This is a genomic window from Nonomuraea mangrovi (assembly GCF_042681425.1).
Classification (GTDB): Bacteria; Actinomycetota; Actinomycetes; order Streptosporangiales; family Streptosporangiaceae; genus Nonomuraea; species Nonomuraea mangrovi.
On the sequence record NZ_JBHUFV010000026.1, the window covers coordinates 41,262 to 67,490 of the forward strand.

General features: G+C 69.8%; 23 protein-coding genes. 11 read left to right on the top strand and 12 right to left on the bottom strand.

Translation table 11 applies throughout. The features are described 5' to 3' along the window. Positions 1-18: 18 nt before the first annotated feature. From ACFSKW_RS17335 to ACFSKW_RS17350, 4 genes are read left to right on the top strand one after another with little or no spacing between them, the layout of a single operon-like run. Positions 19-1,143: a carboxylate-amine ligase gene (locus ACFSKW_RS17335; protein WP_379573279.1), complete on the top strand. Its 1,125-nt coding sequence runs from the start codon at positions 19-21 to the stop codon at positions 1,141-1,143. After that, complete coding sequence (locus ACFSKW_RS17340) at positions 1,140-2,153, top strand: iron-containing redox enzyme family protein (protein ID WP_379573280.1); 1,014 nt, start codon at positions 1,140-1,142, stop codon at positions 2,151-2,153. Before ACFSKW_RS17335 ends, ACFSKW_RS17340 begins: the two co-directional genes overlap by 4 nt. A gap of 33 nt (positions 2,154-2,186) precedes the next feature. Then, a complete protein-coding gene (locus ACFSKW_RS17345; RefSeq protein WP_379573281.1) occupies positions 2,187-2,846 on the top strand; it encodes a HemK2/MTQ2 family protein methyltransferase in 660 nt (219 codons plus the stop codon). A 31-nt stretch (positions 2,847-2,877) separates the two neighbouring features. Further along, positions 2,878-3,060 (top strand): CDGSH iron-sulfur domain-containing protein, encoded by a 183-nt coding sequence (locus ACFSKW_RS17350; protein WP_379573282.1) that lies wholly within the window; start codon positions 2,878-2,880, stop codon positions 3,058-3,060. A 62-nt stretch (positions 3,061-3,122) separates the two neighbouring features. Here ACFSKW_RS17350 and ACFSKW_RS17355 read toward each other — a convergent pair whose 3' ends face one another. Then, entirely contained in the window at positions 3,123-3,326 is a 204-nt protein-coding gene (locus ACFSKW_RS17355) for a hypothetical protein (RefSeq protein ID WP_379573283.1), read from the bottom strand. A 152-nt stretch (positions 3,327-3,478) separates the two neighbouring features. On the opposite strand from ACFSKW_RS17355, the gene ACFSKW_RS17360 reads away from it, so the two are divergent. Next, positions 3,479-4,018 carry a hypothetical protein gene (locus ACFSKW_RS17360; protein WP_379573284.1) on the top strand — a complete coding sequence of 180 codons (540 nt, stop codon included), beginning with the start codon at positions 3,479-3,481 and terminating at the stop codon, positions 4,016-4,018. Positions 4,019-4,158: 140 nt separating this feature from the next. After that, on the top strand, positions 4,159-5,535 hold the full coding sequence (locus ACFSKW_RS17365) for a PepSY-associated TM helix domain-containing protein (RefSeq protein WP_379573285.1): 1,377 nt from the start codon (positions 4,159-4,161) through the stop codon (positions 5,533-5,535). A 24-nt stretch (positions 5,536-5,559) separates the two neighbouring features. On the opposite strand, the gene ACFSKW_RS17370 is transcribed toward ACFSKW_RS17365, so the two are convergent. The 6 genes from ACFSKW_RS17370 to ACFSKW_RS17395 all read right to left on the bottom strand — a co-directional run bounded on the left by ACFSKW_RS17370 (position 5,560) and on the right by ACFSKW_RS17395 (position 13,827). Then, a complete protein-coding gene (locus tag ACFSKW_RS17370) occupies positions 5,560-6,216 on the bottom strand; it encodes a maleylpyruvate isomerase N-terminal domain-containing protein (RefSeq protein ID WP_379573286.1) in 657 nt (218 codons plus the stop codon). A gap of 177 nt (positions 6,217-6,393) precedes the next feature. Continuing rightward, a complete protein-coding gene (locus ACFSKW_RS17375; protein WP_379573287.1) occupies positions 6,394-8,589 on the bottom strand; it encodes an alpha-L-fucosidase in 2,196 nt (731 codons plus the stop codon). A 369-nt stretch (positions 8,590-8,958) separates the two neighbouring features. Beyond that, entirely contained in the window at positions 8,959-9,399 is a 441-nt protein-coding gene (locus ACFSKW_RS17380) for a carboxymuconolactone decarboxylase family protein (RefSeq protein WP_379573288.1), read from the bottom strand. A gap of 381 nt (positions 9,400-9,780) precedes the next feature. Beyond that, the gene (locus ACFSKW_RS17385; RefSeq protein WP_379573289.1) at positions 9,781-11,511 is read right to left on the bottom strand and encodes an L-aspartate oxidase; all 1,731 of its coding nucleotides are present in this window, start codon (positions 11,509-11,511) and stop codon (positions 9,781-9,783) included. Positions 11,512-12,018: 507 nt separating this feature from the next. Then, positions 12,019-12,654 carry a TetR/AcrR family transcriptional regulator gene (locus ACFSKW_RS17390; RefSeq protein WP_379573290.1) on the bottom strand — a complete coding sequence of 212 codons (636 nt, stop codon included), beginning with the start codon at positions 12,652-12,654 and terminating at the stop codon, positions 12,019-12,021. A 153-nt stretch (positions 12,655-12,807) separates the two neighbouring features. Further along, the gene (locus ACFSKW_RS17395; protein ID WP_379573291.1) at positions 12,808-13,827 is read right to left on the bottom strand and encodes an aldo/keto reductase; all 1,020 of its coding nucleotides are present in this window, start codon (positions 13,825-13,827) and stop codon (positions 12,808-12,810) included. Positions 13,828-13,975: 148 nt separating this feature from the next. Between ACFSKW_RS17395 and ACFSKW_RS17400 the strand changes: the two genes are divergently transcribed. Both ACFSKW_RS17400 and ACFSKW_RS17405 read left to right on the top strand, forming a co-directional pair. Continuing rightward, a complete protein-coding gene (locus tag ACFSKW_RS17400) occupies positions 13,976-14,566 on the top strand; it encodes a TetR/AcrR family transcriptional regulator (protein WP_379573292.1) in 591 nt (196 codons plus the stop codon). Positions 14,567-14,876: 310 nt separating this feature from the next. Then, a complete protein-coding gene (locus tag ACFSKW_RS17405; RefSeq protein WP_379573293.1) occupies positions 14,877-18,275 on the top strand; it encodes a S8 family peptidase in 3,399 nt (1,132 codons plus the stop codon). Between the two features lie 3 nt (positions 18,276-18,278). On the opposite strand, the gene ACFSKW_RS17410 is transcribed toward ACFSKW_RS17405, so the two are convergent. The 5 genes from ACFSKW_RS17410 to ACFSKW_RS17430 form a co-directional block, all read right to left on the bottom strand. After that, positions 18,279-19,241, bottom strand: coding sequence for a helix-turn-helix domain-containing protein (locus ACFSKW_RS17410; RefSeq protein WP_379573294.1), 963 nt, complete (start codon positions 19,239-19,241; stop codon positions 18,279-18,281). Beyond that, positions 19,235-19,486 (bottom strand): hypothetical protein, encoded by a 252-nt coding sequence (locus ACFSKW_RS17415; RefSeq protein ID WP_379573295.1) that lies wholly within the window; start codon positions 19,484-19,486, stop codon positions 19,235-19,237. Before ACFSKW_RS17415 ends, ACFSKW_RS17410 begins: the two co-directional genes overlap by 7 nt. A 103-nt stretch (positions 19,487-19,589) precedes the next feature. Continuing rightward, the gene (locus tag ACFSKW_RS17420; protein ID WP_379573296.1) at positions 19,590-20,861 is read right to left on the bottom strand and encodes an RNA polymerase sigma factor; all 1,272 of its coding nucleotides are present in this window, start codon (positions 20,859-20,861) and stop codon (positions 19,590-19,592) included. Then, positions 20,858-21,196, bottom strand: a complete 339-nt coding sequence (locus ACFSKW_RS17425; RefSeq protein WP_379573297.1) for a YciI family protein — start codon at positions 21,194-21,196, stop codon at positions 20,858-20,860. The genes ACFSKW_RS17420 and ACFSKW_RS17425 overlap by 4 nt, the downstream gene beginning before the upstream one ends. A gap of 41 nt (positions 21,197-21,237) precedes the next feature. Then, positions 21,238-21,636, bottom strand: a complete 399-nt coding sequence (locus ACFSKW_RS17430; protein ID WP_379573298.1) for a VOC family protein — start codon at positions 21,634-21,636, stop codon at positions 21,238-21,240. A gap of 277 nt (positions 21,637-21,913) precedes the next feature. On the opposite strand from ACFSKW_RS17430, the gene ACFSKW_RS17435 reads away from it, so the two are divergent. The 3 genes from ACFSKW_RS17435 (at position 21,914) to ACFSKW_RS17445 (ending at position 26,078) form a co-directional block, all read left to right on the top strand. Further along, entirely contained in the window at positions 21,914-23,080 is a 1,167-nt protein-coding gene (locus ACFSKW_RS17435; protein ID WP_379573299.1) for a hypothetical protein, read from the top strand. A gap of 243 nt (positions 23,081-23,323) precedes the next feature. Continuing rightward, entirely contained in the window at positions 23,324-24,100 is a 777-nt protein-coding gene (locus ACFSKW_RS17440) for a DUF899 family protein (protein ID WP_379573300.1), read from the top strand. A gap of 340 nt (positions 24,101-24,440) precedes the next feature. Further along, on the top strand, positions 24,441-26,078 hold the full coding sequence (locus ACFSKW_RS17445) for a LuxR C-terminal-related transcriptional regulator (RefSeq protein WP_379573301.1): 1,638 nt from the start codon (positions 24,441-24,443) through the stop codon (positions 26,076-26,078). The last annotated feature ends 151 nt before the right edge of the window (positions 26,079-26,229 follow it).

The following is a 26,229-nucleotide window of genomic DNA, read 5'->3' on the forward strand; positions in this document are numbered from 1 at the left end:
CGACGACCTTCCGCCTCCATGCTCACGTTCGGGGTTGAGGAGGAGTTCCTGCTGGTCGACGGCGCTACGCGGAGGACGGTATCGCGTGCAGGCGCGTTGCTCGCGCGGGCGGGTGAGCATCCCTGGGGAGGTGAAGGCGGCGGATATCACGCCGAGATGTTCGACACCCAGGTCGAGGCCGCGACTGGAACCTGTGACGAGCTCGGTCAGCTGCGGCACCAGCTGCGGCAGGCGCGCGAGCACCTTGCCGGCGTGGCCGAGGGCGAGGGCCTTCACCTCGTGTCGACGGGCACCCCTGTGCTGCAGGGGCCGGCTCCCGTGCTGGCGCCGGGCGAGCGGTTCAAGCGGATCCGCCGCATGCACGCCGGTGTGGTCGCCGACTACCAGTCATGCGGCTGCCACGTCCATGTGGGGGTGGAGGATCGCGATACGGCGGTCGCGGTGGTCAATCATCTCCGGCCGTGGCTGCCCACATTGCTGGCCCTGTCGGCCAACTCACCGTTCGACCATGGCCGGGATTCGGGATACGCGAGCTGGCGCATGATGGAACAGGCGCGTTTTCCCGGCTCGGGTGTGCCGCCGTGGTTCGCGACGGCGGCGGACTACCAGCTGCGGTTGGAGCGCCTGATCGATTGCGGTGTCCTGGCCGATCCCGCCATGACGGTCTGGCTGGCGCGTCCCTCCTCGCGGTTGCCGACGGTGGAGATCCGGGCCGCGGACGCGGCCGCCACTGTGGACGAAGCGATCCTTCAGGCGGCCCTGACCCGCGCCCTGGTCGGTACGGCACTGGCCGATCTGGCGCTCGGGCGTGAGGCGCCGCGCGTCGATGGCTCGATCCTCGCCGCCGCCGTGTGGAGCGCCGCGCGCCATGGTCTCGACGGGCCGGGTGTGGACCCGTTCGAGGAACGCAGGGTCCCGGCGGTTCACCTGCTGGACCTGCTCCTGGGGCGGGTGCGCGACGCACTGGAGGTCAGCGGCGACCTTGCCGAGGTGACCACATTGGTCGCCGGAACGCGGCAGCACGGCACAGGGGCCGTTCGGCAGCGGACGGCCGCTGCTCGAGGCCGGCGGGCGGTGGTGGACATGCTCATTGCCCAGACCCTTTCGGGCACGCTCGCCGCACAGGGGAGCCAAGGGACATGAGGGCCCAGGGGCCGTCATTGCCCACATCCCGCGGGCCGATATCGGCCGCGCTCGTCACCGTACTGTCCGGTGGGTCGCCGCCCACGTCGTCGACGGTGCAGGGCGTCCACGCGACTGATCCTTTCGGGGAGGACCTGCAGCTCGCCCTCCACCTGTGTTACGAACTGCACTACAGGGGCTTCGACGGAGTCGCGCCGGAATGGGAGTGGGATCCGGGACTGCTGGGGGTTCGCAGGGAGCTGGAGGACGCGTTCCTGACGGCATTGCGCGGACGGGTGGCCGGAGGGGACGATGTCGCGGCAGTCCTGGAGGAACAGCTGGTCGAACCCGTCGACGCGCACGGTGTCTCCCATCATCTGCACGACCGTGGTGAGCTGTGGGAGCTGCGGGAGTACGTCACGCATCGCTCGATCTACCACCTGAAGGAGGCGGATCCGCACGCTTGGGTCATCCCACGGCTACGCGGCCGCGCCAAGGCCGCCCTCGTGGCCGTCGAGTACGACGAGTTCGGCGGCGGGCGCCCCGAGATGATGCATGCTCAGCTGTTCGCCGACCTGATGGACGAGCTCGGACTGAACTCCTCCTACCTCGCCTACCTGAACGTCGTTCCCGCGCCCATGCTGGCCCTGGTCAACATGATGTCGGCGTTCGGCCTGCACCGAGCTCTGCGCGGTGCGCTGGTCGGCCATTTCGCCGTGGCGGAGATCACGACCCCGCCCGGCGCCCAGCGCATGGCGGACGCCTTGGAGCGCCTGGGCGTCGGTCCCCGCGGATCGTTGTTCTTCACCGAGCACATCGAGGCGGACGCCGTCCACGAGCAGGTGCTCCGCCGTGACGTGATCGGCGACCTTCTCGGCACAGAGCCGGACCTGGCCGCGGACATCGTCTTCGGGATCCAGGCCACGAACCTGCTTGAGGAACGGCTCGGCGACCACCTGCTCGGCTGCTGGCGTTCCGACCCGGCTCGCTCGTCTTTGCGCAGGTCGTTAGCGGTGTCCGATTCGGGGTAGCTGCGCGGGATGTTGTTGCTGAGACCACCGGGCGTGTACCGACCGCAGGGCGACACCTCGATGCTGGCGGAGGCGGTCGCGAAGATCGGCGTCCGGCCGGGCTCCAGAGTGCTCGACCTGGGCACGGGCACGGGCGTGATCGCGATGACCGTCGCCCGGACGGCCGCCGCCTCGGTGACCGCGGTCGACATCTCGTGGCGCGCCGTCGTGGCGGTCCGGCTCAACGCCTTGATCCATGGGCTGCGGGACATACGGGTACTGAGAGGCAATCTGTTCGCCCCGGTCGAGGGTGAGCTTTTCGATGTCATCCTGGTCAACCCGCCGTACGTTCCAGGAAAGGCCGCCTATCCCGGCAGGCATCGCAGAAACCGGGCGTGGGATGCGGGCATGGACGGGCGCAGGTTGCTGGACCAGATCTGCGCACACGCGCCCGAGCATCTTTCACCAGGCGGAACGCTCCTCTTCGTGCAGTCCGCGCTGTGCGGGGTGGACGCCTCGCTGCGATACCTGAGGAACTCCGGCTTGAACCCCAGGGTGGTCCACCGCAGGCCGGAGTCATTCGGCCCGGTGATGCGCGCCAGAGCCGTGCTGCTGGAAGCCCATGGGCTGATCAGCCCGGGACAACGTCACGAGGAACTGGTGGTGATCCGTGCCGACCGTACCGAAGCGGCCGCTCGGTTGCGGGCCGTATGAGACGAGAGCGGGAGCCGTCACCAGGATCACGATGATTCCCGGTGGGCCGATCCTCGTCCAAGGGCCGGTCGAGGTGACCATGGAGGATGGTTCGGTCATTCGATCCGACCGCTTCCTCGTGGCGTTGTGCGCGTGCCGACGAAGCCGGCACTACCCCTTCTGCGACACCAGCCACCGGCGTCGCGTCCGCTCGCGACCCGCCGAATCCACCTGATCCCTGTGACTGACGCTCCTGGAGGGAAGTCGCCGAAGGGACCAAGGGCCGCGAGCCCATCTCTACTGCTCACGGTCTCCGGTGGGCCGCTCGTAGCCTTCGGCCTGGCCGTACACGCGCTCATCCGGATCATCCTCAGGCTGGTTCGCCGGATCGGTCGGAGAGGGCGTGAACTCTTCGGCGAAGTCCGCCGTGTCGTAGTCTTCGGGTCGCTCACGGCGATCGCTGAGCGGCCGCTCATCGGGTTGTCGGCTCATGAGGTTCACGCCTACCCACGTCGTGGACGGCGAACCCGTTCGATGACCGGGCCAGGACAGGACCGCCTCGACCGGCGGTGCGTGCGCGATTCCGTCCCCGAGATCCGGCGCGCTTGTGGCAGCATGTGCGGGTGGATGTCGGTCGGCCTCTTCTGCGCGCTTTGCGTGCCACGGCGTTCGCCGTGGTCTGCGTGCTGGTGTCGGCCGCCCTCCACGTGCTGGCGGGAGGCGTCGCCGTACGGCCGAGCGCCCTGGCCGGGGCGGTGGCGCTGACCTGGGCCGGAGCGTTCCTTCTCGGCAGACGTCAGCGAGGCATGGGCGTACTGCTCGCAGCGTGTTTCGCCGCGCAGTACGGCATGCACCACCTGTTCACCGCCGGTGCCGAAACCCCGCCGCCTGCCTCGCTCGACCACGCCCACGGCGGCAGCGGCCTGGCCATGCTCCTCGTCCACGTCGCCGTCGCCGCCATGTCGTCATGGTGGCTGGAGCGAGGCGACACGACCCTGGCCACCATCCTGCGCCTGGCCGTCACATCGCTCGGGGTGCTCTGGGCAGGACTGCTCATCCTCGCGGGCGCGCCGGTCGAGTCCCGCCTGCCGCGTCGTCCTCAGGTGGAGCACGGGATCGACCGGCTGCGGCGCCTTCTGCTCGGCGCCGGCGTCCGTCGGCGTGGTCCTCCCACGTCTGTCTCCGTTCTCTGATCGGACTGTAGCCCGATCCGCGGGCCGCGGCCGGCTTCTGCCGTCGCGCCCGTATCCCGCCATGCCGACGCGTGGCTGAACCCCCACTCGAGGCGGCGCGTACCTGTCGATGTGCGCGTCCCCCTGAACGGAGATCCCCCTTGACTTCTACCGACGTGCGCTCTGTCGCCGACCCTGAGCAGTCGTCCGGACGAGGGACCGCGTGGACCGCGCTCAAGCCTCTGGTCCTGCGGTTGCACTTCTACGCCGGAATCCTCATCGCCCCCTTCCTCCTTGTCGCCGCCACCACCGGGCTCCTGTACGCCGCCTCCTTCCAGGTCGAGCAGATCGTCTACCGGCATGAACTGACCGCGCCGGTGGGCGAGTCCCGGCTGCCGCTCACCCGGCAGGTCGCCGCCGCGCAGACGGCACGCCCAGACGGCAGGATCACAGCCGTAAGGCCGGCGGACGAGCGCGACTCCACCACGCGAGTGCTGATGGACGTGCCCGGCCTGCCGGACAGCACCCAGCTGGCGGTCTTCGTCGACCCGTACACCGGCCAGGTGCGCGGCATGCTGGACAGCTACGGCAGCTCGGGCGCGCTCCCGGTCCGCGCCTGGATCTCCGGCTTGCACCGTCACCTGCACCTGGGTGAAACGGGCCGGATCTACAGCGAACTGGCGGCCGGCTGGTTGTGGATCGTCGCCCTGGGCGGGCTGGTTCTGTGGGTCACCAGACGCCGCCGCAAGCGCCTGCGCGGACTCATCGCTCCTGACCGCTCGCTCGCCGGAGCGCGCCGCCGCCTGTCCTGGCACGGGTCGGTGGGTCTGTGGGCGGTGGTGGGCCTGCTCTTCCTGTCGGCCACCGGCTTGACGTGGTCGAAGTACGCAGGAGAGAACGTCGACGAGCTTCGCGCCGCGCTCGGCTGGACCACTCCCACGATCGCCACCTCCTCCGGCGACCACGCCGCCCACTCCGAGAACAGCGGCCACCAGCACGGCGGTGCGGGTGCGGACGTGGACCGCGTCGCCCAGGCCGCGGCCGGCAAGGGCCTGTCGGGCCCGCTGGAGATCGTCTGGCCCGGCGAGGCGGGCGGCCCCTACCTCGTCAAGGAGATCGACAAGAGCGTCCCCCAACGCCTGGACCAGGTGGCCGTCGACGCCACCACCGGCCAGGTGAGCGCCGAGCTGCGCTTCGCCGACTATCCTCTCGCGGCCAAGCTCACCAGGTGGGGCATCGACGGTCACATGGGTCTGCTGTTCGGCCTGGCCAACCAGCTCCTGCTGGCCCTCCTCGCCGGTGGCGTGATCACACTCATCGTGCTCGGCTACCGCATGTGGTGGCAGCGCCGCCCGACGCGCGGCTTCGGCAGGCCTTACCCGCGTGGTGGATGGCGGAAGGTGCACGGGGCCGTCCTGGTGCCGCTGTGCCTGCTGGCCGTGGCCGTCGGCTGGTTCCTGCCGCTGATGGGCATCTCACTGGCCGTCTTCCTGGTGATCGACGTCCTGCTCGGCGTTCGTGCCCGAATGGCTCGTTAGGGCCGGTGCACCGGGCTGTCACGGTCATCCGAGGATGAACGGGAGCTTCGCCGCCGACTCGCCCAGTTCCGCCTTCTCCGCGTAGGTCGGGGCGCGCCGTCCGGTGCCGACCAGCAGCGCGTCCCTGTCGGAGAACGACGCGGGGAACGCGGTCCCGGCGATCTGCTCCAGCATCGCGCGGGACCGGGCGAGGCCCTCGGCGGGCGGTCCCGCCGCGTCCGGGAGGTGCGCGACCAGGTCGAGGTGGTGCAGCGTCCACTCCAGGACGTACGCGGAGAGGTAGTCGGCCGCGGTGATGACCTCGTCGCGGGTGCCGACCCGGAGGCCCGGATCGGCGAGTTCGGCGGCGCGGCCGGCGGCGGAGCCGACGTCGTCGAGGTGGAACTTGAGCAGCCAAGGCTCCTGGTAGGCGGCGGCCAACCGGACGATCAACGCGTCGAGCGGGTCGTCGCCGGTCGGCGGCGTTTCGGCGACGTCCCAGTAGGTCACCGCGTCGCGGGTCGGTTCCGCTTCGACGGGGGTCACGAGGGTGATCAGGACGTCCTGGGCGTCGATGACCAGATGGCACACCAGGTCCCGCACGAGCCAGCCGGTACAGCCGGACGGCTGTGCGAAGTCCTCGTCAGGGAGTTCGGCGACCGCCGCGCGCAACGCCGTCCACGAGCGTGAGAAGAGATCCACATCAGAAAGGTAGTGCGGCGCCGGCATGGCTCGCGGCGCCGTCGGCCCGATCGATCGTGATCGATCCGGCCGCTTGCGGCTTTCAGACAGCCCGAGGCTGGGCTGAGCGGACAGGACGGACCTGCCCGCTCAGTCCACGTGCCGTGGTCGTGACCGACCCGCCTGTGAAGACAGGGTTTAGCCTCTGACCTGGACCTCGGCCAAGGACAGAGGGTTGGACGGAGAGGCGAGCTGGATCCTGACGTACCTGCCCGTGGTGCCCTCGGGCAGCTTGATCTTGCTTGGCGACCCGGCCTGCGCGCCGACGTGCACGGCGGTCACCCCGGGCGCGGTGCGGGCCTGGTCCAGGTCGTCGGTGGTGAACGGCTGGTCGGAGGCCATCACCCAGAAGTCCTTCAGCCGGTCGGTGCAGCAGTCGAGCCGGTTCCAGACGTCGACGCTGTCCAGCGCGGCCGAGGCGCCGAGATCGACCTGCCACCAGGCCTGGCTTTCCGGTTCGGCGGTGTGCGTCGTCGTTCCGGCGCCCCAGTTGCCGTCGGTGTCGCCGTCGACGGCCCGGGAGGCCGGCGCGTCGTAGCCGGTGCTCTTCTGTACGGCCGGCTTGCCGAGCGAGAGGTTGGGCCGGTTGACCGTCAGGGGCAGGGTGGTGGTCGTCTCCATCCGCCCGGTGCGCTGGCGCAGAACGAGGGTGTACTCGCCTGGCGCGGCTCCCGCGGGGGCGCTCACGCTGATCGGTAGCTTCATGCTTTCACCGGGGCCGAGCGGGCGCACGCTGGGCGCCCCGAGCGTGGCCGACCAGCCCTGCGGTGCGGCGAGGGAGAGGGTGGTGGCCGGGGCCTGCCGTTTGCCGGGGTTGGCGACCGTGAGCTCGCCGCTGATCGTCTGGCCGGGGGCGATCTCCTTGGCCAGGTTGGAGGAGGTGCGCAGCAGGCTGCGCACGCCCGGCGTCTCGATCTTGAAGACGTAGGCGTGCTTCCCGGTCTGCTGCGGGGTGTTCACCACCACGCGGCCCTGCTCGTCGCGGCTCCACGACAGGCGTGCCGCGGAGCCCAGCATGGTGATGCGGGTGCTGTGGTCCACTGGCAGGTCGGCGCCGAGGGTGAGCCGCTCGCCCGGCCAGTCCAGCGCCGTGGCGTACAGGGTGCCGTCCTTCACCGTGTAGCGGACGTCGTCGGGGCCGCCCTTCTCCTCGGCCCGGTTCCAGTAGGTGGTGCCGTAGATCGCCTCGCCGTTGTCCTTGAGCCACGCCCCGATGTCCAGCAGCCGCTGCCGCTGGATCTCGGGGATCGTGCCGTCGGCCTTCGGGCCGATGTCGAGCAGCAGGTTGCCGTTCTTGCTGACGATGTCCACGAGGGAGTCCACGAGCTGGTCGGAGGTCAGGTGGTCCTCCTCCGGCTCGTTCTGGTTGTAGCCGTAGGAGTGCGCGATGCCGCGACTGGACTCCCACTTCACCGGGTCGATGTCCGGCTTGACGGTGTATTCAGGGGTCTGGAAGTCCAGTTCGGGACTGTCGAGGTTGCCGCTCTGAATCTTGCACCGGTTGGCGACCGCGACCTCCTTGCCGCTCTTGAGCGCCTTGTTGTAGTAGTCGGCGAGGACGCCGGCGGTGTTCCAGTAGGAGGCCGGCTTCTCCCACTGGCCGTCACACCAGATGATGTCGGGGTCATAGCCGTCGATGAGCTCGCGCATCTGCGGGAGCATGTAGTCCTTGACGTAGTCACCCCCGCTCGGTGCGCCGGTGTACGGAATCTGCGTTCCCGTGTAGGGGTTGGTCGCCGGCCGCCCGGTGTAGGTGGGGTTGTACCACTCGTAGAGCGAGTAGTAGAAGCCGGCCTTCAGCTTGGCGTCGTCCTTGCGCGCCGCGTCGAACAGCTCCTTGGCAAGATCGCGGCCCGGCCCGAGGTCGACGCTGTCCCGCCCGCTGACCTTGCTGTCCCACAGGGCCATGCCCTCGTGGTGCTTGGAGGTCAGCACGAAGTACTTGGCGCCCGCGTCCTTGAACAGCTTGACCCAGTCGGCCGCGTCGAACTTCTCCGCCTTCCACTGCCGCAGGAAGTCGTCGTAGTTGAAGTCTTGGCCGTACGTGGCCTTGTGATGGGCGTTCGTCGCGCTCCCGCGCGAGTTCATGTAGTTCCAGTACCACTCGGCATAGCTGCCGCGCGGTCCCCACGCGGGCACCGAGTAGGCGCCCCAGTGGATGAAGATGCCGAACTTGTCGTCATTGAACCATTGAGGCACCGGATGGCTGTTCAGCGACTCCACCGTGGGCTCGTACGCAGGCGGCGTGTCGGCGCTGGCGACAGGCTGCGTGACGCAGACAGATCCGATGATAACGAGGCTGATAGCCGGAGCTAAGAGCAGTTTTCGCCTCATGTTGGGGTCTCCAGACGTTGATTGATCGGATGAAACGTAACCGCGGCGTTATCGTCTTCACAAGGGGGCTGTGTCAAAAATGAGGTGATCCACGACAGGGAGCCCCTATGCGTCACGGCAAGCTCTGGCGGCTGCGGCTGCTCGCATCGGCCCCACGACCGTGCGGCGCTGCTTCACCCTCACGGAAGCTTCTCGGGCGACCGCGTCAGCACGCTCACCGCCGCGACCGGCACCAGCAGCAGGGTGAGGAGACCCGAGACGACCAGGCCCGTGCCGGCGGTTCGTGCGGGCGTTCATCGTCCGCCGCCGCCGCTCGAAGGTCGCGACGGCGACGGTGTCATGGAGTGAGCGGACGACATCCGTGGGGGCTCACCAGCTGCCGGCCACCTGCCGGATCGGGGCGTTCAGGCGGTTGAAGAGGTTGGTGACGGCGGTCATCAGCAGGATCGAGGCCAACTGCCGCTCGTCGAAGTGGTCGGCGGCGTTGTTCCACACGTCGTCGGGGACGGCGTCGGCGTGGTCGGCCAGCCGGGTCGAGGCCTCGGCCAGCTCCAGCGCCGCCCGTTCGGCGTCGGTGTAGTACGGTGCCTCGCGCCAGGCGGTGACCAGGCCGATGCGCTCGTCGCTCTCGCCGAGCTTGCGCAGGTTCTTCAGGCCGGCGTCGACGCAGAAGCTGCAGCCGTTGATCTGGCTGACCCGCAGGTGGATCATCTCCATGAGCTCCTGGGGGAGGCCCTGCGACTGAGCGGCCTTCATCAGCTCCTGGATCGGCTGCATCACGGCGGGGATGATCCTGGCAGGGTTCTTCATCCGGGCTTCCATCGTGTTTCCTCCGTCTCGGTTCGTGTGAGATCAGAGTGGCCACCCGGATTGATAGATTCGCGATGCGCGGGCGATGCATGCGGCGCTTCACCCTTCACGGCCCGTCGGATGATCGTTGACGGCGCACATGATGGACAGCGCCCCACGTCATCGGGCTGCTCCGGCCTCGACGCCGAGATGATCGGCATCGAGCGGTTGGTCGACGCGATGTGGGGGCTACGGCCGGCGCCCGGCGTTACCCAGCCCTGTGGTGTGCGGAGCGCGCCACACGATCACGTTCAGGCCGCCGACCTCGCCGAGCCTGCGGCCGCCCACGACGAGAAGCTCTGCTCGGGGGGGCGGCCGGCTGCGGCTACCGGCGGTTGCTCGCTACTCGACGAGTTTGCCGACGGTCGAAACCTCGCGCATGAGCGCCGCGACCTCGCCGGGAATCGGCGGAATGGCCTCCCGCTCCACCGATCCAGGACCGGACCACACCAGATTGACCTGCAGTGCCGGGTCGAGCTCGGGGTAGTCGGAGCGGTTGTGGCAGCCGCGGGTCTCGCGACGCTCAAGCGCCGTCTCGATCGTCGCGCGGGCGGCGAGCGCCGCGGACTTCAGGTCGAAGGCGTGGGCCAGGTCATGGAAGCCGGCGCGGTCCGGGTGCACGCCGACGTCGGTGATGCGCGCCTCCACCGCGGTGAGCTCTGCGAGGCCTTTGCCCAGGCCGCTCTCGTCGCGCACCACGCCGGCGTACTCGGTCATGATGTCGCGGAGGGCGCGCTGCAGTGAGCGCACGTTCTCGGGGCCGTCGGCGGCGAGGAGTTCGTCCACTTCTGCCCGCGCCGCGTCGAGTGCCTCTGCCGAGCGGTGCTGGGCGTCGAGTCCTGCGGAGTACTCGGCCGCCGCCTGTCCGACGATGCGGCCGAAGACGAGCAGTTCGATGAGGGAGTTGCCGCCGAGGCGGTTGGCGCCGTGCAGGCCGCTGGCCGCCTCCCCGATCGCGTACAGGCCGTCGACGCCCGTGCCGTGGTCATCGGGTCGCACCCAGACCCCGCCCATCGAGTAGTGCGCGGTCGGCGCGATCTCGATCGGGTCCTTGGTGATGTCGAGCATCTGCAGTTCCAGGAGCGTCTGGTAGACGCGAGGCAACCGCGTCATGATCGTCTCGCGCGGCAGATGTGACACGTCCAGCCACACGCCGCCGTCCGGAGTGCCGCGGCCTTCTTTGATCTCCGTGTAGGCGGCCAGGGCGATGCGGTCGCGCGTGGACAACTCCATGCGCTCGGGGTCGTACCGGGACATGAACCGCTCGCCGACCTGGTTGCGCAGGATTCCGCCCTCGCCCCGTGCCGCTTCGGAGACGAGGGTGCCGGCCGCGTTCTCGGGCGCGATGAGCCCGGACGGGTGGAACTGCACCAGTTCGGCGTCGCGGATGCGGCAGCCCGCCTGGACGGCCAGGCGGAAGGAGTCGCCGGTGTTCTCGTCCCTCCTGGAGGAGGTGCGCCGCCAGATCCGGGTGTGGCCGCCGGCGGCCAGGATCACCGCGTCGGCATGGATGACATAGCGATTGCCATCGGCCAGGCTGAACCCGTACGCGCCGAAGACCGCGTTGTCGCGCACGAGGATGCGGGTGATGTAGACGGTGTCGAGGATGGGGACGTCGAGCTGTGCCGCACGGTTGATCAGGGTGCGCTGGATCTCGAGCCCGGTGTAGTCCCCGGCGTAGGCGGTGCGCCGGTAGGTGTGGGCGCCGAAGAAGCGCTGCGAGATGCGCCCGTCCTGTTCGCGGGCGAACGGCATGCCCCAGCGCTGGAGGTCTTCGATGCCCCGCGCGGCCCCCTCGGCGACGATGCGCACCGTCTGCGGGTTGGCGAGGAGGTAGCTCTCCTTGAGGGTGTCCGCCGCGTGCTGCTGCCAGCTGTCCTCGGAATCCATCGTGGCGAGCGCCGCGTTGATGCCGCCCGCCGCGAGCGAGGTGTGCGCGTCCGCCTTCGGTCGTTTGCCCACCGCGAGGACGTCGCACCCGCGCTCGGCGAGTTCGATGGCGGCCCGCAGACCGGCTCCTCCCGTGCCGATGACCAGGACCGACGTGGCGATCTGCTTCTCTGGCGGGTGCATGGCGCTCCTTTGGGGGCATCGACGAAAGCCATTCCGGAAACAAGACCGCGCAACGGCATGATTTGTGACATTCATGCCTGTGCGCACGGCCGCCCGTGCGAGCGAACCGCTTCGCCACCACGGAGGTCACCCCTATGACCAACTGGAGGAAGGCGGGCCATGGCGGCGCGCTTCGGCGCGGGCCCCAACGGCCGCGGTCCAGATCGTGACGGCGACCAGCGACCACGAAGGTGAGGTCGAACAGGAGCTCCAGCTGGCTCGATGCGCGGTGCGGCTCGTCGATGGAACGGGCGCTCATCCTGACGCGGATGCGGATGGTGGTGCTGGCTGGTGGCAAGTTCTCGCTCCTGTCGCTGAGTGAATCCGTCCTGCAGAAAGACAGGGCAGCACGCCTATCTGTGACAGGCGTCGCGTCGCCGCAGCTCGGGACACGGCACCGAGCTTTGCCGCGCTACAGGCAGGCTGCGCGCCTGCCGCAGAGAGATCCCGAGTGAAGGGATCGGCTCGTCAGGAGTTCTTCCGCGGTGGGGTGAGCAGTCGGTCGAGCAGGAGGTGGAGGAACCTGCGGAAGTCGCGGCGGGCTTGCTGGTCATCGGGGCCGAGGCGGTTGCCCTCGTCGTCGAGTACGTCGCCGCAGCAGAAGCCTTCGACGCACCAGATCATCGTCCAGAGGACGTACCTGAAGTCGGGGGCGTCGTCCATGTGTCCGGCCTCGAGGGCGGGTTTGACGCTCTCGTGGACCTGGGCGTGCAGCGGCCAGACATAGCGACGCTCGAGATCGGTGATGTCCTGGGCGTCGAAGAGGCTGCGGTGCGCCCAGAGCGCGGGGATTTGCGGGTTGGACAGGCAGAAGTCCAGGTAGCTGTCGGCCAACGCGTGGATCATCTGGGGGGCGTCGGCGGGGGACAGGGGAGTGAACCGGGCCATGACCGAGTCGATCGCGGCGCGATCAGCCTCGTGGGCGCGTTCCATGATGGTGAGGTAGAGGTCTCGCTTGCTCCCCAACTGGGAGGTCACCGTGGCGACATCGAACCCGGCGGCCTCCGCTATTTGCTGAAGAGAAGTCCCGTCATATCCGAGCGCCGCGAACATGCGGGTCGCGATCTCCAGGATCGTCTCTCTCTGGTCGGCAGCAGAGGTCATGAAGCGGAAGGTATGGATGGAATCGGGCAGGGTCAACCATTGGACGGGCAAGGGCAGGCCATCTGTCGGCCCATTCGCGGAGCAGGGACGCCTGGCCATTCAGGCCCCGCGGTGGCGCCTGTCCGCCGCCGGCGGTCACGTGCACACGAGCGATCAGCGGCGGCGCAGTGACGGGTCGAGCAGGGCGGGCGGCGTGTCGAACTTCTCGTGTGCGGCCAGGTCGATGCCGGGTGCGACGATCGCATCGATGGCGTCGAGCACGTCGGCGGCGAGCACGGTGTCGGCTGCGGCGAGCTGGGAGTGCAGGTGGTCCAGCGTGCGGGGGCCGATGATCGCGCTGGTCACGGCCGGGTGCGCGGTCACGAAACCGAGCGCGAGCTGGATCATCGTCAGGCCGGCCTCGTCGGCGACCTTCGCCAGCTGCTCGACCGCGTCGAGCCTGGCGCGGTTGGACGGAATGGAGGTGTCGAAGCGCTGCGGCATGAACGTGGAGCGGTTGGTGGCGATCTCCCGGCCCTCGCGGATCGCGCCCGACAGCCAGCCCGAGGCCAGCGGGCTCCATGCCAGCACGCCGAGCCCGTACTGCTCGGTCACGGGCAAGACGTGGGCCTCGATCCCGCGTTGCAGGATCGAGTAGCTGGGCTGTTCGGTGACGTAACGGCTCAGGTGGTTGTCCCGGGCGGCCCACTGGGCCTGCACGATGCGGTAGGCGGGGAAGGTCGAGGAGCCGAAGTAGCGGATCTTTCCCGCGCGCTGCAGATCGGTCAGGGCCGACAGCGTCTCCTCGTCGCTGGTTGTCGGGTCCCACCGGTGGATCTGATAGAGATCGACGTGGTCGACGCCGAGGCGGCGCAGGCTGTTGTCGAGCTCGGTGACCAGCCAGCGGCGCGAGCTGCCCTGATGGTTGCGCTCGTCGCCCATCGGCATGCTCGCCTTGGTGGCCAGCACGATGTCGTCGCGGCGGCCGGCGATGGCCTTGCCGACCATCTCTTCCGACTCGCCGTCGCTGTACCGGTCGGCGGTGTCGATGAGGTTGATCCCGGCCTCCAGGGCCGCGTCGACGATGGCGGTGGCCTCGTCCTGGGTGGTGCGTCCGATCGCGCCGAAGTTCATCGCGCCGAGCACGAGGGAGCTGACCTGCACTCCGGTGCGGCCCAAGGTGCGGTACTGCATGACCGTGTTCCTCCATTGCGGTAAGGCGTGGTGGCAATGCGTGGCTTGGTTGGCCCCTGCTCTGGCATCATGAGCAAACGGAACCGTGTTCCGTAAACGATAAGGAACGTTGTTCCGTTTGGCAAGCTCGGAGTGGAGGAGCGGCGCGGTGAACGACAGTGACGGAGGCGCGGGGCATGCGGCCCCGCGCAAGCGGGCCGACGCCCGGCGCAACGAGAGGGTGCTGCTCGACGCCGCCGCGGCGGTCTTCGTGGCCTCGGGCGTCGAAGCGCCGGTGCGCGACATCGCGGCCAGGGCGGGGGTCGGGGTGGCGACGATCTACCGCCACTTCCCGACGCGAGCGGATCTCATCGTCGCCGTCTACCGGCATCAGGTGGAGGCCTGTGCCGAGGCCGGTCCGGCCCTGCTGGCGAGCGGCGCGACTCCTCACGCCGCACTGGGGCGATGGATCAACCTGTTCGTCGACTTCCTGGTCACCAAGCACGGGCTGGCCGCCGCGCTGCGGTCCGGCGACGCGGGCTTCGACACGCTGCACGCCTACTTCCTCGACCGGCTCGTTCCCGTGTGCGCCCAACTGCTCGACGCCGCGGCCGTCGCCGGCGAGATCCGCCCCGACGTCGACGCCTACGAGCTCATGCGTGGCGTCGGGAACCTCTGCATCGGCGCGGACAGCGATCCGCGCTACGACGCACGTCGGCTGGTCGAACTGCTCATCGCGGGACTGCGCCTGCCGCGCTAGCCGCAGTGCGCATCCGGAACTGCGATCCGCATGCTGGGCGTCCCGAGTGACGACGTGACGCCCAGCCCCGTGAGACCGGAGCTGCCTCCGCTGTCGCATTTACGACATGGCATACAAACGGCAGGTCCAGACGCTGGCGGGCAGGGCCCGCCGGCACCCACTCTCGTGATCACTAGTGGTTGACGCGAGAGGTTTACCCCCCATGCACTGGTTCGCACATGCGGCGGTGGGAGTATCCACCGCCGCTCTGTTGAGCTCTCCGTTGCCGGCAGCGGCACCGCCTGCCGCTTCTGGCGTCCACCGCGTCACCTTGATCACCGGTGATGTGGTCACCGTCAGGGAGGCGGCGCGGGGCAGGCGCGCGGTAGAGGTGAAGCCGGGGCCCGGCCGTGACCGGATGGGCTTCCACACCATCGAGGAGGATGGCGAGCTGCGGGTCCTGCCGGGCGACATGGTGCCCTACCTGGCGGCCAAGCGGCTGGACCCGAGCCTGTTCTCCGTGAGCGATCTGATAGAGCAGGGATACGACGACGCGACGACGGACAAGCTGCCCCTGCTGTTCGTCTACGACGCCATGGCCACCACAAGGACCGCGACTCCGCTGGAGAGCGTCAACGGCCGAGCCGTCTCGGCGGACAAGCGCACGATCGGCCAGCTGTGGAAGTCCCTCGACGAGGAGCGGGCGAGCCTGGCCCAGGGCGTGGCGAAGATCTGGCTCGACGCCAAGGTCAAGGTCACGCTCGATCACAGCGTGCCCCAGGTGGGCGCGCCTGAGGCGTGGCAGGCCGGATTCGACGGCAAGGGCGTCAAGGTCGCCGTCCTCGACACAGGAGTCGACGCGACCCACCAGGACCTCGCGGGCCGGGTGAAGCAGACCAAGGTGTTCACCGGCGACCAGAACGCGAACGACGCCCACGGGCATGGCACCCACGTGGCCGCCACCATCGCGGGAGGGGACGGTAAGAAGGGCGTCGCCCCGGGCGCCGAGCTGATCATCGGCAAGGTGCTCGGAGATGACGGGTCCGGCACCCTGTCCGGCGTCATCGAGGGCATGGAATGGGCTGCCGCCGAGGGCGCGTCGGTGATCAACATGAGCCTCGGCGGTGATGTCACCGACGGCACCGACCCGCTCAGCGTCGCCGTCGACAATCTCACCGAGCGGACCGGTGCGCTCTTCGTGGTCGCGGCGGGCAACAACGGCACGGCCTACTCCGTGGGCAGCCCGGGAGCGGCCACGTCCGCGCTGACCGTCGGCGCCGTGGACGGCAAGGACGCCATCGCGGACTTCTCCAGCAGGGGTCCGCGCCTGGACGACGCGCCCAAGCCCGACCTCACGGCGCCGGGCGTGGGCATCGTCGCGGCCAGGGCGACGGGCACCGCCATGGGCCGGCCCGTCGACGAGCACTACACGGCCGCGTCGGGAACCTCCATGGCGACTCCGCACGTGGCGGGGGCCGCCGCGATCCTCAAGCAGCGGCATCCGGAGTGGAAGGCGGGGCAGATCAAGGATGCCCTGGTGGGCTCGGCCAGGACGGTGGCCGGCCAGCAGGTCGACGACGCGGGCGCGGGCAGGCTCGACGTGGCGCGCGCCCTGCGGCAGGGAGTGACGGCCACGGGCGTGGTCAACCTCGGCAGACACCAGAAGGGTGAGGGCACGGGTACGGCCGAGGGCACGATCACGTACACCAACGGCACGGCCGCGCCGATCACCCTGCAGCTCTCCAGCAGCCTCGAGGGCGCCGTGCTCGGCGCGCAGAGCGTCACCGTCGCGGCCGGTGGCACCGCAGAGGTCCAGGTCCGGGTGGACCTGGCCAAGCTGCCCTTCGGCAGGTACGGCGGGCAGGTCACCGCGACCGCGGGAGCCGAGAGCGTGCACACCACGCTGGCGCTCACCTGGAAGGGACCGCAGCACACGGTCCGCTTCACCGCCGTGGACGCGGCGGGCAGGCCCACCGGCACCGACACCCTGTCGATGTTCGGCGGGTCGCAGCAGGACGACGTCTTCACCTGGGTGCCCGAGCAGGGCCTGACCGTGGAGGTCTCCGAGGGCACCTACATGACGCAGGCGATCAACCTGGCGAGCGGGTGGGGCCGCACGCACCCGCGCGACGGGCTCTTCGTCATTCCGGAGCTCAAGGTCGACCGCGACCTGGAGGTACTGCTCGACTACCGCAAGACCAGCCCCGTCACCGTCAAGGTGAGCGAGCCGGTGGAGCAGGTGGGCATCTTCACCTACTTCACCCACCGCGCCTTCGGCTCCCGCAAGATCTCCCAAGGCGTCATGAACTTCGACGTCGTCGAGGGGCTCAATGTATCGCCGACCAGGCCGGTCAGCGAGGGCACGTTCGAGTTCGCCTCCCGTTGGCAGCTGATCGCTCCGAAGATCTCCGCGCGGGTGGCAGGTGCCGCGTACCCGATGGGCTTCCTGGGCGGCTCGCCCGGCGTGGAGGGCCGTCACCTGTGGCGGCTCGCGGAGGGGGCGGACGGCGCTCGAGGCAAGGTCGCCGTGATGGGCGACCCATCAGTGGCATGGGAAGACGCCGCTGCGGCGGCGGTGAAGGCGGGGGCGGTCGCGGCGATCATCGTGATGACTCCCGACGACGCGCTCGGGCGTGGATGGAACCCGGTCAACGTGTCGCTGCCCATCCCGGTCATGCTGATCGCCAACGATCACGGTCAGCGGCTGCTCGAACAAATCAGAAAGGGTCATGCCCTGCTGGACATCAGCGGGACGATGGCGTCGCCGTACCTCTATGACGTCATGCAGGTCTCCGGCGGGCACGTGCCGGACAAGATCGTGCACGAGGTGAGCAACCGCAACACCGCTCGCGTGGATACGAAATATCAGGACACGGGCGGGTTCGGGTGGGCCAAGGAGCAGCGGTTCGGCTGGCGGCCATGGCAGGCCTACTCCCTGGGCGCCCAGATGGAGACGCAGCGGATCGTGAAGACGCCGTTGCGGCGGGCCGAGTACGTCAGCGCCGACGGCTCCTTCTGGCAGCACATCGTCAACCACCAGTTCACCTGGGACGACATGAACCGGTTGCAGGACGGGCTCACCGAGCCGCCCCGCACCTACCAGCCCGGTCAGCAGGTCAGCGAGAGCTGGCACGCCCCCGTCGTACGGCCCGCCATCCCGGACTGGCTGGCTCCCTCCACCCGCACGGGCGACACCCTGGAGATCCGTGTCCCCGAGTTCGTCGACGCCTCCGGACACGTCTCCCGCGCAGGAGTCGACAACGACAGCACCTCGGCCAGGTTCCTGAGGGACGGCAAGCTCGTGGAGGAACGTGACGCCGCCTGGGGCGCCTTCCCCGCCGTACCTCAGGAAGCCGAGTACCGCCTCGAACTGTCCACCAAACGGACCTCCGAGGAATGGACGAGGGCGATCGCGACCGAGACCGCCTGGACGTTCAGGTCGACCCAGGGCCAGCAGGTGCTGCCGCTGCTGCAGGTCGACTACGACGTGCGGCCAGGCCTGCTCGGCTTCGCCGTACGGCACCAGAAGGGCGTGAGCGGGCTGACCGCCAAGGACCTGCGGCTGGAGCTGTCCTATGACGACGGCGCGACCTGGCGCAGGCAGCCGGTTCTCCCGCTCGGCCACGGTCGCTACAGCGCGGTCGTCCTTCGTCCGCATCCGTCGCTTCGCGTCACCGCGATCGACTCCGGCGGCAACCAGATCAGGCAGACGGTGATCAGGGCGTACTGACCGTCACAGCCAGTTCTCGCGGGCGGCGTGCCAGGCCAGCTGCATTCTGGTCTGGGCGCCGGCCTGCTCCATCAGATGGGTGATCCGGCGCTGGACGGTCCTGTGCGACACCTTCAGCTGCGTGGCGATCGACTTGTCGGGCACGCCCGCCACCAGCAGCGACAGCAGGTAGAGGTGGTCGGAGTCGAGCGGGCTGCCCGGCCTGGTGAGAACGACGGGCGTGGCCCGCTCCCAAAGGCTCTCGAACAGCGCCTTGAGCGCGTCCAGCAGGCTGCTCGGCCTGATCAGCGCCGCGGTGAGCTGGGTCAGCCCGCCGGTGTGCTGGATCAGCGGGAGCACGCCCAGCTCGCCGTCTGCGATGATCATCCGCACCGGCAGGGTGGGAAGGGCACGCGCCTGCTCACCCAGCTCGATCCCGTCGGCGAGGTTGACCAGCATGCCCGGCTCCTCGAGCAGGGCTCGTTCGTACAGGACGCGGTAGCCCACCCCGCGTCGCAGCGCGGCCAGCTCCTCGGTGTTCTCCTGCGAGGTCATCGCCACGTGCCCGGCCCGGCAGAGGCTGACGACCTCGCGGCGGGCGTTGTCCTGCAGCAGGCGCAACTGCTCGCGCAGCGCCGTCCTGCTGGTGATCACCTCGATCAGCTGGGCGGCCTCGCGGCGCCGCGAATGGGCCAGGTACTCCTCTGTGAGCTGCTCCACAGCCTGCCGGGCCCGGTCCACCTCCTCCTGCCGCCTGTGCAGCCTGGCCGCGAGTGCCACGTCGGGCGCGACCGCGGTGAACCTGTCGGACTCTCCTGGTACTGCTCGCGCCAGACCCTTGGCGAGCAGGGAGCCGAGCGCCCGCCGCGCCACCTCGTTCTCGACGCCGAGTTCTTCTGCCAGCTGGGTGGGCTCGACCCCGGCGGTTCTGACCAGGAGCCGGTAGGCGGCCTCCTCCTCGGCGCTCAGCCCTGCGGCGCTCAGCACGTCACTCGAGAGACCCGGTCGCGGATCCCCACCATGATCGGGCCCGAGGTGGCGAACGTCCGCACGAGATCACGCCTTTCCGTGAGGCCGGCCGGTACCGTCGGCTCCTCGCGCGCGAACACCTCGCCGGTCGCGCTCCGCGGGTCGACCCGCGGCAGGGGGCCGCATCCTGTCAGGTCAGGCTCCTCGCATCGGCGGGAGTCGCCGTCGGGCGGCATCGGGATGGGCGGGACCAGGCGGTTCATCGGGGCCAGCGTAGCGAGGAAGCGCGGGTAAAGGGGTGCGCACGTGGCCTAACAGGATCCGTAGGGCTTCGACCTGGTCAGGGGCGCCGGCCGTACCGGGACCTCAGCTCCAGGTGAGCCGCTCGGCCAGCAGCGCCTGCTGGGCGGGGTTGGCGGTCAGCGCCAGCGCCCGCTCGTCACAGGCCCGCGCCTGGTCGGCGCGGCCCAGCTCGCGCAGCAGCTCGGCGCGGGTGGCGTGCCAGAGCGCATACGAGGCCAGATCCTGCTCCAGCTCGTCGAGTTCGGCCAGTGCCGCCGTGGCCCCGTGCACGTGCCGCAGGGCGATCGCCCGGTGCAGCCGGGTGACCGGCGAGGGGGCCAGGTGGAGCAGCATGTCGTAGAGCACGAGGATCTGCGCCCAGTCGGTCTGCTCGAACGAGGCCGCCTCCGCGTGACAGGCCGCGATCGCCGCCTGCAACTGGTACGGCCCCGGCCGGCGATGCGCACGCGCGGCCCGCGTCAACAGCGCGGTCGCCTGCTCGATCGCCTGCCGGTCCCAGCGGGCGCGGTCCTGATCGGCCAGCAGCACCAGACGGCCGCCGGTGTCGAAGCGGGCCGGGCCGCGCGCCCGGTGCAGCCGGATCAGTGCCAGCAGCCCGGCCACCTCAGGCTCATCCGGCGCCAGGTTGGCGAGTAGCGCGGCCAGCCATTCGGCGTCGTCGACCAGGTCGCGCGCCTGCGCGCGTTCGGGCGTGCTGGACAGGTATCCCTCGTTGAACAGCAGGTAGACGACCGCCAACACGGAGCGCAGTCGCTCCGGCAGCTCGTCCTCGGTGGGGACGCGGTAGGGGATGCCGGCTTGACCGATCTTCTTCTTCGCCCGGGTGATGCGCTGCGCCACCGTCGTCTCCGGCACGACGAACGCCGCGGCGATCTGGGCCGTCGACAATCCGCACACCACCCGTAGCGTGAGGGCGATCTGCGCGGCCGGGGCGAGCGCCGGGTGGCAGCAGGTGAAGATGAGCCGCAACCGGTCATCGGCCGCCTCCGGCTCGGGCCAGTCCAGCTGGGCGAGCTTGGCCCGATAGTTCGACTCGCGCCGCAGCACGTCCAGGCCCCGCCGCCGCGCCACCGTGTACAGCCACGCCTGCGGCCGCTCCGGAATCCCCTCGACCGGCCAGCGGCGCAGCGCCGTCTCGATGGCGTCCTGCACCAGGTCCTCGGCCGCGGAGAAGTCCCCCAGCAGCGAGATCAGACTCGCGGCCAGCCGGCCCGCGTGCTCACGTACCACGCGGGCCAGCACCCGCCCGCTCTCGCCGCTGACGCCGTCGAGGTCGCCGAGGCCGTCGAGAGAACGGGCCGGGTGGCCGGTGGGCTGGTCCGCAGGGGGCGTCATGCGACGGGGCGGATCTCCACGATCGGGCACGCCGGCCACGAGCGGGCCAACTTCAACGCCTCGTCCAGATCGGCCACCTCGACCTCGGCGATGCCGCTCACCACCTCCTTGCCCTCCATGAACGGCCCGTCGGTGACCACCGGCTCAGCACCGTCCAGGCGGAGCGTGGTGGCGGTGTGCACCGGCGCCAGATGCGTATGGTGAGTGATCTTGTCGGCGTGCTCGGCGAACCACCGGCCCACCGCCTCATACGCCTGGCGCTGCTCGAGCTCGCCCATCGCCTCGAGTTCGCGGGCGAACTGCTCGGTCTCGATGAACATCAACACGTACTTCACGCTCTGGACCTCCTTCTCGACGATGATGTACCCGGGCGGGCTCAGCCGGCCGGAAGGGCGGCGTACAGGTCGACGCCGCCTCCGTCCGGGTCGGCCACCGTGGCATAGCGCATGCCCCAGAAGGCGTCGAACGGCTCGGCCAGCCCCTGATACCCGGCTTGGCGGAGTTCGGCGTACTTGGCATCGACGTCGGCCGGGGTCTCGAACTCGAAGCACAGCAGGGCGCGCGGGCCGCCGGACGGCTTCGTCCAGCCGGGCAGGAACGGGGTGCGGAAGCTCTCGGTGTCGAGCATCACGTGCATCCCGCCGGGCAGGTCGCAGCCGGCGTGCTCGGGCGAATGCTCGTCGATCTTGAACTCCAGCCCGAGACGGGCGTAGAAGGCGATCGAAGTCTGCAGGTCGGACACCACGATGTCGATGGTGCTGAGCGTCGGATTCATGATCGGGCTCCTGTGGTCCATGGTCGTGCCGGGCGCGCCGCCCCGCCGCGTCGGCGGTGGCGGGAACCGGCCCCTTTACCAGCACGACGATCGGGGCAGGCCCCGATACGACACCTTCGACGCGGACTTTCAACAGCGTTCTGCCCAGTACGGCCCCGGGCCCGTGCCCAAGGTCGTCGCCCATGGCCACGCGGCAGGAGCCGAACCGGCTGGGCGCGGCCCGCGCGCGGGGAAATGCGCTCGCTCGCTTCACCGGCAGCCCGCTAGTGTCGCGCGGATGAATGACGTGCGTCTGCCTCTGCTGTGGCTGTCGGGGCCCACGGGTGTCGGGAAGTCCTCGGTCGGCTGGGAGGTGTTCGCGCAGCTGAGTCGTGGCGGGGTCAAGGTGGCGTTCGTCGACGCTGACCAGATCAGTCTGTGTCACCCCATGCCGGAGGGTATGACGCATCGCATCCGCGCGCGGAGTCTGGCTGCGATGTGGCCGCACTTTCGGCAGGAAGGAGTGCAGTGTCTGGTCCTTGCGGGCTTCGTCGACACTCCCGAGGAGGTTCGTGAGTACACCGCCCTTCTTCCGGACGCCGCTTTCACGTTGTGCCGGCTGCGCGTCGACAGCGCTGAGCTCGAAGAACGGTTTCTCGGGCGGGGGTGGCGTCCGGATCTGGTGGAGGATGCGGTCGCGGAGGCGCAAGCCCTGGAACGCAGCGACTACGCCGACGTGTGCGTGGATACCGACGGCTTCGCGGTATCCGAGACGGCCCGGCTGATCCGTGAGCGAGCCGGGGGATGGCCGGGCGGCCTCCCCAGCGCGACGTTCCACGGTTTCGGCGACCGGCCGAGCCGCACGCCGACACCACAGGTGGACGCCGCACCGGTACCCGTGCTGTGGCTCTGCGGTGCCACGGCGGTCGGGAAGTCGACGGTCGGCTACGAGATCTTCACGCAGGTCTACCGGACCGGCGTGCGAGCCGCCTATGTCGATGTGAAGCAGCTCGCGGCGCTGCGTCCCGTCGCGGACGACGACCTGGACAGCCATCGCCTCAAATCGCGTAACCTCGCGGCCGTCTGGGCGGGATATCGCGCGGCCGGTGCCCGGTGTCTGGTCGTCTCCGGCGAGGCCGACTCCGACGACGCTGTCCGGGGTTACGCCGCGTTGCTTCCCGGAACCGCGTTGACCGTGTGTCGTCTGCATGCCGGGCCGGCAACGCTGGCCGAGCGCGTCACGCGGCGTGGCCGGGGAGGAGGACCGGCCATACCGGGTGACGAACTGCGAGGGCTGGGCCCGGCCGCCCTGCACCGGATCGCCGAACGAGCGGCGCGCGAGGCCGAGGCGCTCGACCGTGCCGGAGCAGGTGATCTGCGTGTCGACACCGAAGGCCGAACGGTGGAAGAGGTGGCCGCGGAGGTACGGGTTCGCAGCGGCGATTGGCCGGATCTCATCGGTTGAACCGTCCGTCCTCCCGAGAGGGCCGCTGCCGGGCAGACCTGCCCGGCCTGACAGCGGATCGTCTTCACCGTCCCCGCCACGGCAGCGACGCACCGCCCCGAGGAAGCGGGCCCGGCGGCACCGCGGCGAGTCGTTTCCGTGCGTTCTGGCCGGGCAGGCGTGAGTGAGCGCCTGCCCCGGCGAGGTGCCTCGCTCATGGCCGGCCGACGAGCATGGTCGCCGGAACGATTCGGGGGGACAGTCATGAAGGATGAATCAACGAACCTCGTCGGGCAGGCGGCCGGCGCCACCAACGCACCGAGCCTGCCCGCGGCCGTCGACCGGGCCACCTTCCAAGCCGAACTGGACAGGCTGCGGGTCCGGGAGAAGGCGCACACCCGGGAAGGCGACGCGATCGCCGCGGCCCGACGGCGCCTACCCATGGTCGAGGTGGCCGCGGACCTCACGCTGACCGGGCCGCACGGGCCGCTCACCCTGCTCGAAGCGTTCGAAGGGCGCCGACAGCTCATCGCATACTACTTCATGTGGAACCCCGGCCGGCCCGCGCCCGAGCAGTGCGAAGGCTGCACGGGGTACACCACCCAGGTCGCGGAGCTGTCCTACCTTCATTCTCGCGACATCACCTACGCGGTCTTCTGCCAGGGGCCCTACGACGAAGGCGTCCGCTACCGCGACTTCATGGGCTGGGACATGCCGTGGTACTCGGCACACGCCTCCCTCGACACGCTCCTCGTGGGGCGCCACATCGGCATGATGCACCTCGTGTGCTACCTGCGGGACGGCGACCGCGTCTTCGAAACCTACTGGACGACCCGCCGCGGCGTAGAGGCGATGGACTACAGCTACGCGCTCATGGACCTCACCGTGTACGGACGCCAGGAGCCGTGGGAGGACTCGCCTCCCGGCTGGCCACAACAGTGGCAGGTCGACGGCTCCAACCTGCGGACCGGCGGACGCCCCATCGCCCAATGGTCGCGACTCGAAGCCGGGCGCTCTGACGACCTCTCCGCCGGGCCCTGATCGTCACGTGCTCCTCAACACCGAGCGCAGCTTCCGCCGGCTCCCGGGCCACCACCAGATGCGGCGGCCGGGTCCTCCTCCAGTGCCGGCCCCTCAACCCCGGCGACCGGCCACGCGTCGCGCCGGACGACGGCGACGAAGCGGACGATCTCGCCGAGCCGAACCCGCTCAGCGCCCTTCCGGTCACGAGGGGCTTCTCACGACCGCGAGCAGGGCCGGGTTGAATAGAGGACATGGTCTCCGGCACGCACGCGTACCGGCATCCGTCCCCGGGGGAGTGTCGAGAATCGGGGAGGGGCCGGGTGTCCGCGGGGGACGGCTCTTGTAGTGGGGGACGGTGATGACGACGGCCGGCATCCTCGATCGGGCGCGCGAGTCCTTCGGCCGGAAGGCGTGGGCGGAGGCCTTCGCTCTCTTGTCGGCGGCGGACCGGGAGTCGCCGCTCCGGCTCGAGGATCTCCAGCGGCTCGCCACGGCCGCCTATCTGGTCGGCAGGGACGCTGACAGCACCGACGTGTGGGCGCGTGCCTATCACGAGTCACTGCGCCGGGGCGAGGCGGCGCAGGCCGTCAGGTGTGCGTTCTGGCTGAGCTTCGAGCTGCTGAACAAGGGTGATCTGGCCCGCGGCGGCGGCTGGATCGCCCGAGGGCAGCGGCTGCTCGACGACGGTCTGCGGGACTGCGTGGAACAGGGGTACCTGCTGTATGGGGTCGCGTTGCGGTGCATCTTCGGCGGCGACTCGGCGACCGCGCACGACACCTTCGGCTCGGCAGCGGAGATCGGCGAGCGCTTCCGCGACCCGGATCTGGTGACCCTCGCCCGGCTTGGCCAGGGCAGGGCTCTGATCCGCATGGGGGAGACCGCTCCTGGTGTGGCATTGCTCGATGAGGTCATGGTCGCCGTCACAGCCGGGGAGGTGTCCGCGGTCATCGCCGGGGACGTCTACTGCACGGTGATCGAGGGATGCCAGGAGGCTTTCGACCTGCGCAGGGCGCAGGAGTGGACGGCGGCGCTGAGCCACTGGTGTGCCTCCCAGCCTGAGCTGATCCTCTACCGAGGGCAGTGCCTGGTGCACCGCGCCGAGATCATGCAGGTGCACGGCGCGTGGTCGGACGCCATGGCGGAAGCCCGGCGCGCGTGCGAACCGCTCTCTCGGCCGACTCGCCAGCCGGCAGTCGGCGCGGCCCTGTATCTGCAGGCGGAGCTGCACCGGCTGCGGGGCGAGTTCGTGAAGGCCGAGGAGGCATACCGCCGGGCCAACCAACTGGGGCGAGAGCCGCAGCCTGGCCTGGCGCTGCTGCAGCTGGTTCAGGGGGACGTCGATGCAGCGCAGGGGGCGATCCGCCGCCTGGTCGCCGAGGCGCGGGACCGGGTGACCCGGTCCAAGCTGCTCGCCGCGCACGTTGAGATCATGCTGGCCGCCGGTGACGTGAAGGCGGCCGGCGTCGCCGCCGACGAGCTGCGGACGATCGCCGCTGACGTGGACATGCCGTTCCTGCACGCGGTGGCCGCGCATGCGACGGGAGCCGTCCTCGTCGGCGAGGGCGACGGGCAGGCCGCTCTGGAGGCGTTGCGACGTGCGTGGAGGACATGGCACGAACTCGACGCGCCGTACGAGACCGCTTGTGCCCGGGTCCTCATGGGACTCGCCTGCCGACTGCTCGGTGACGAGGACGGCGCGGCCATGGAGCTGGACGCGGCGCGCTGGGTCTTCCAGGAGCTCGGGGCCGGGCCCGACGTGGCCCGGGTGGAGGCCTTGTCCAGGAAGACGGCCGCCAGGACGACGAGCCCGCTCACCATGCGCGAGGCGCAGGTGCTCCGCCTCGTGGCGGCGGGCAAGACCAACCGGGCGATCGCCGCGGACCTGTTCCTCAGCGAGAAGACGGTGGCTCGTCATGTGAGCAACATCTTCGCCAAGCTCGGAGTCTCGTCCCGATCAGCGGCCACGGCGTACGCCTACGAGCACGGCCTCGTCTGATCCTCCAGAGAGCCCAGCCGCGGCCGCCGTGATGTCGAGTGTCAGCGAGAACCGACCTGCCGCTACACAGAAATACCCACGCACCGGATTGCGTGATCCTGCCGATGCGTCGTATCGGGCCCCTCACCTAGCGTGATGGTCGAGAGATGGT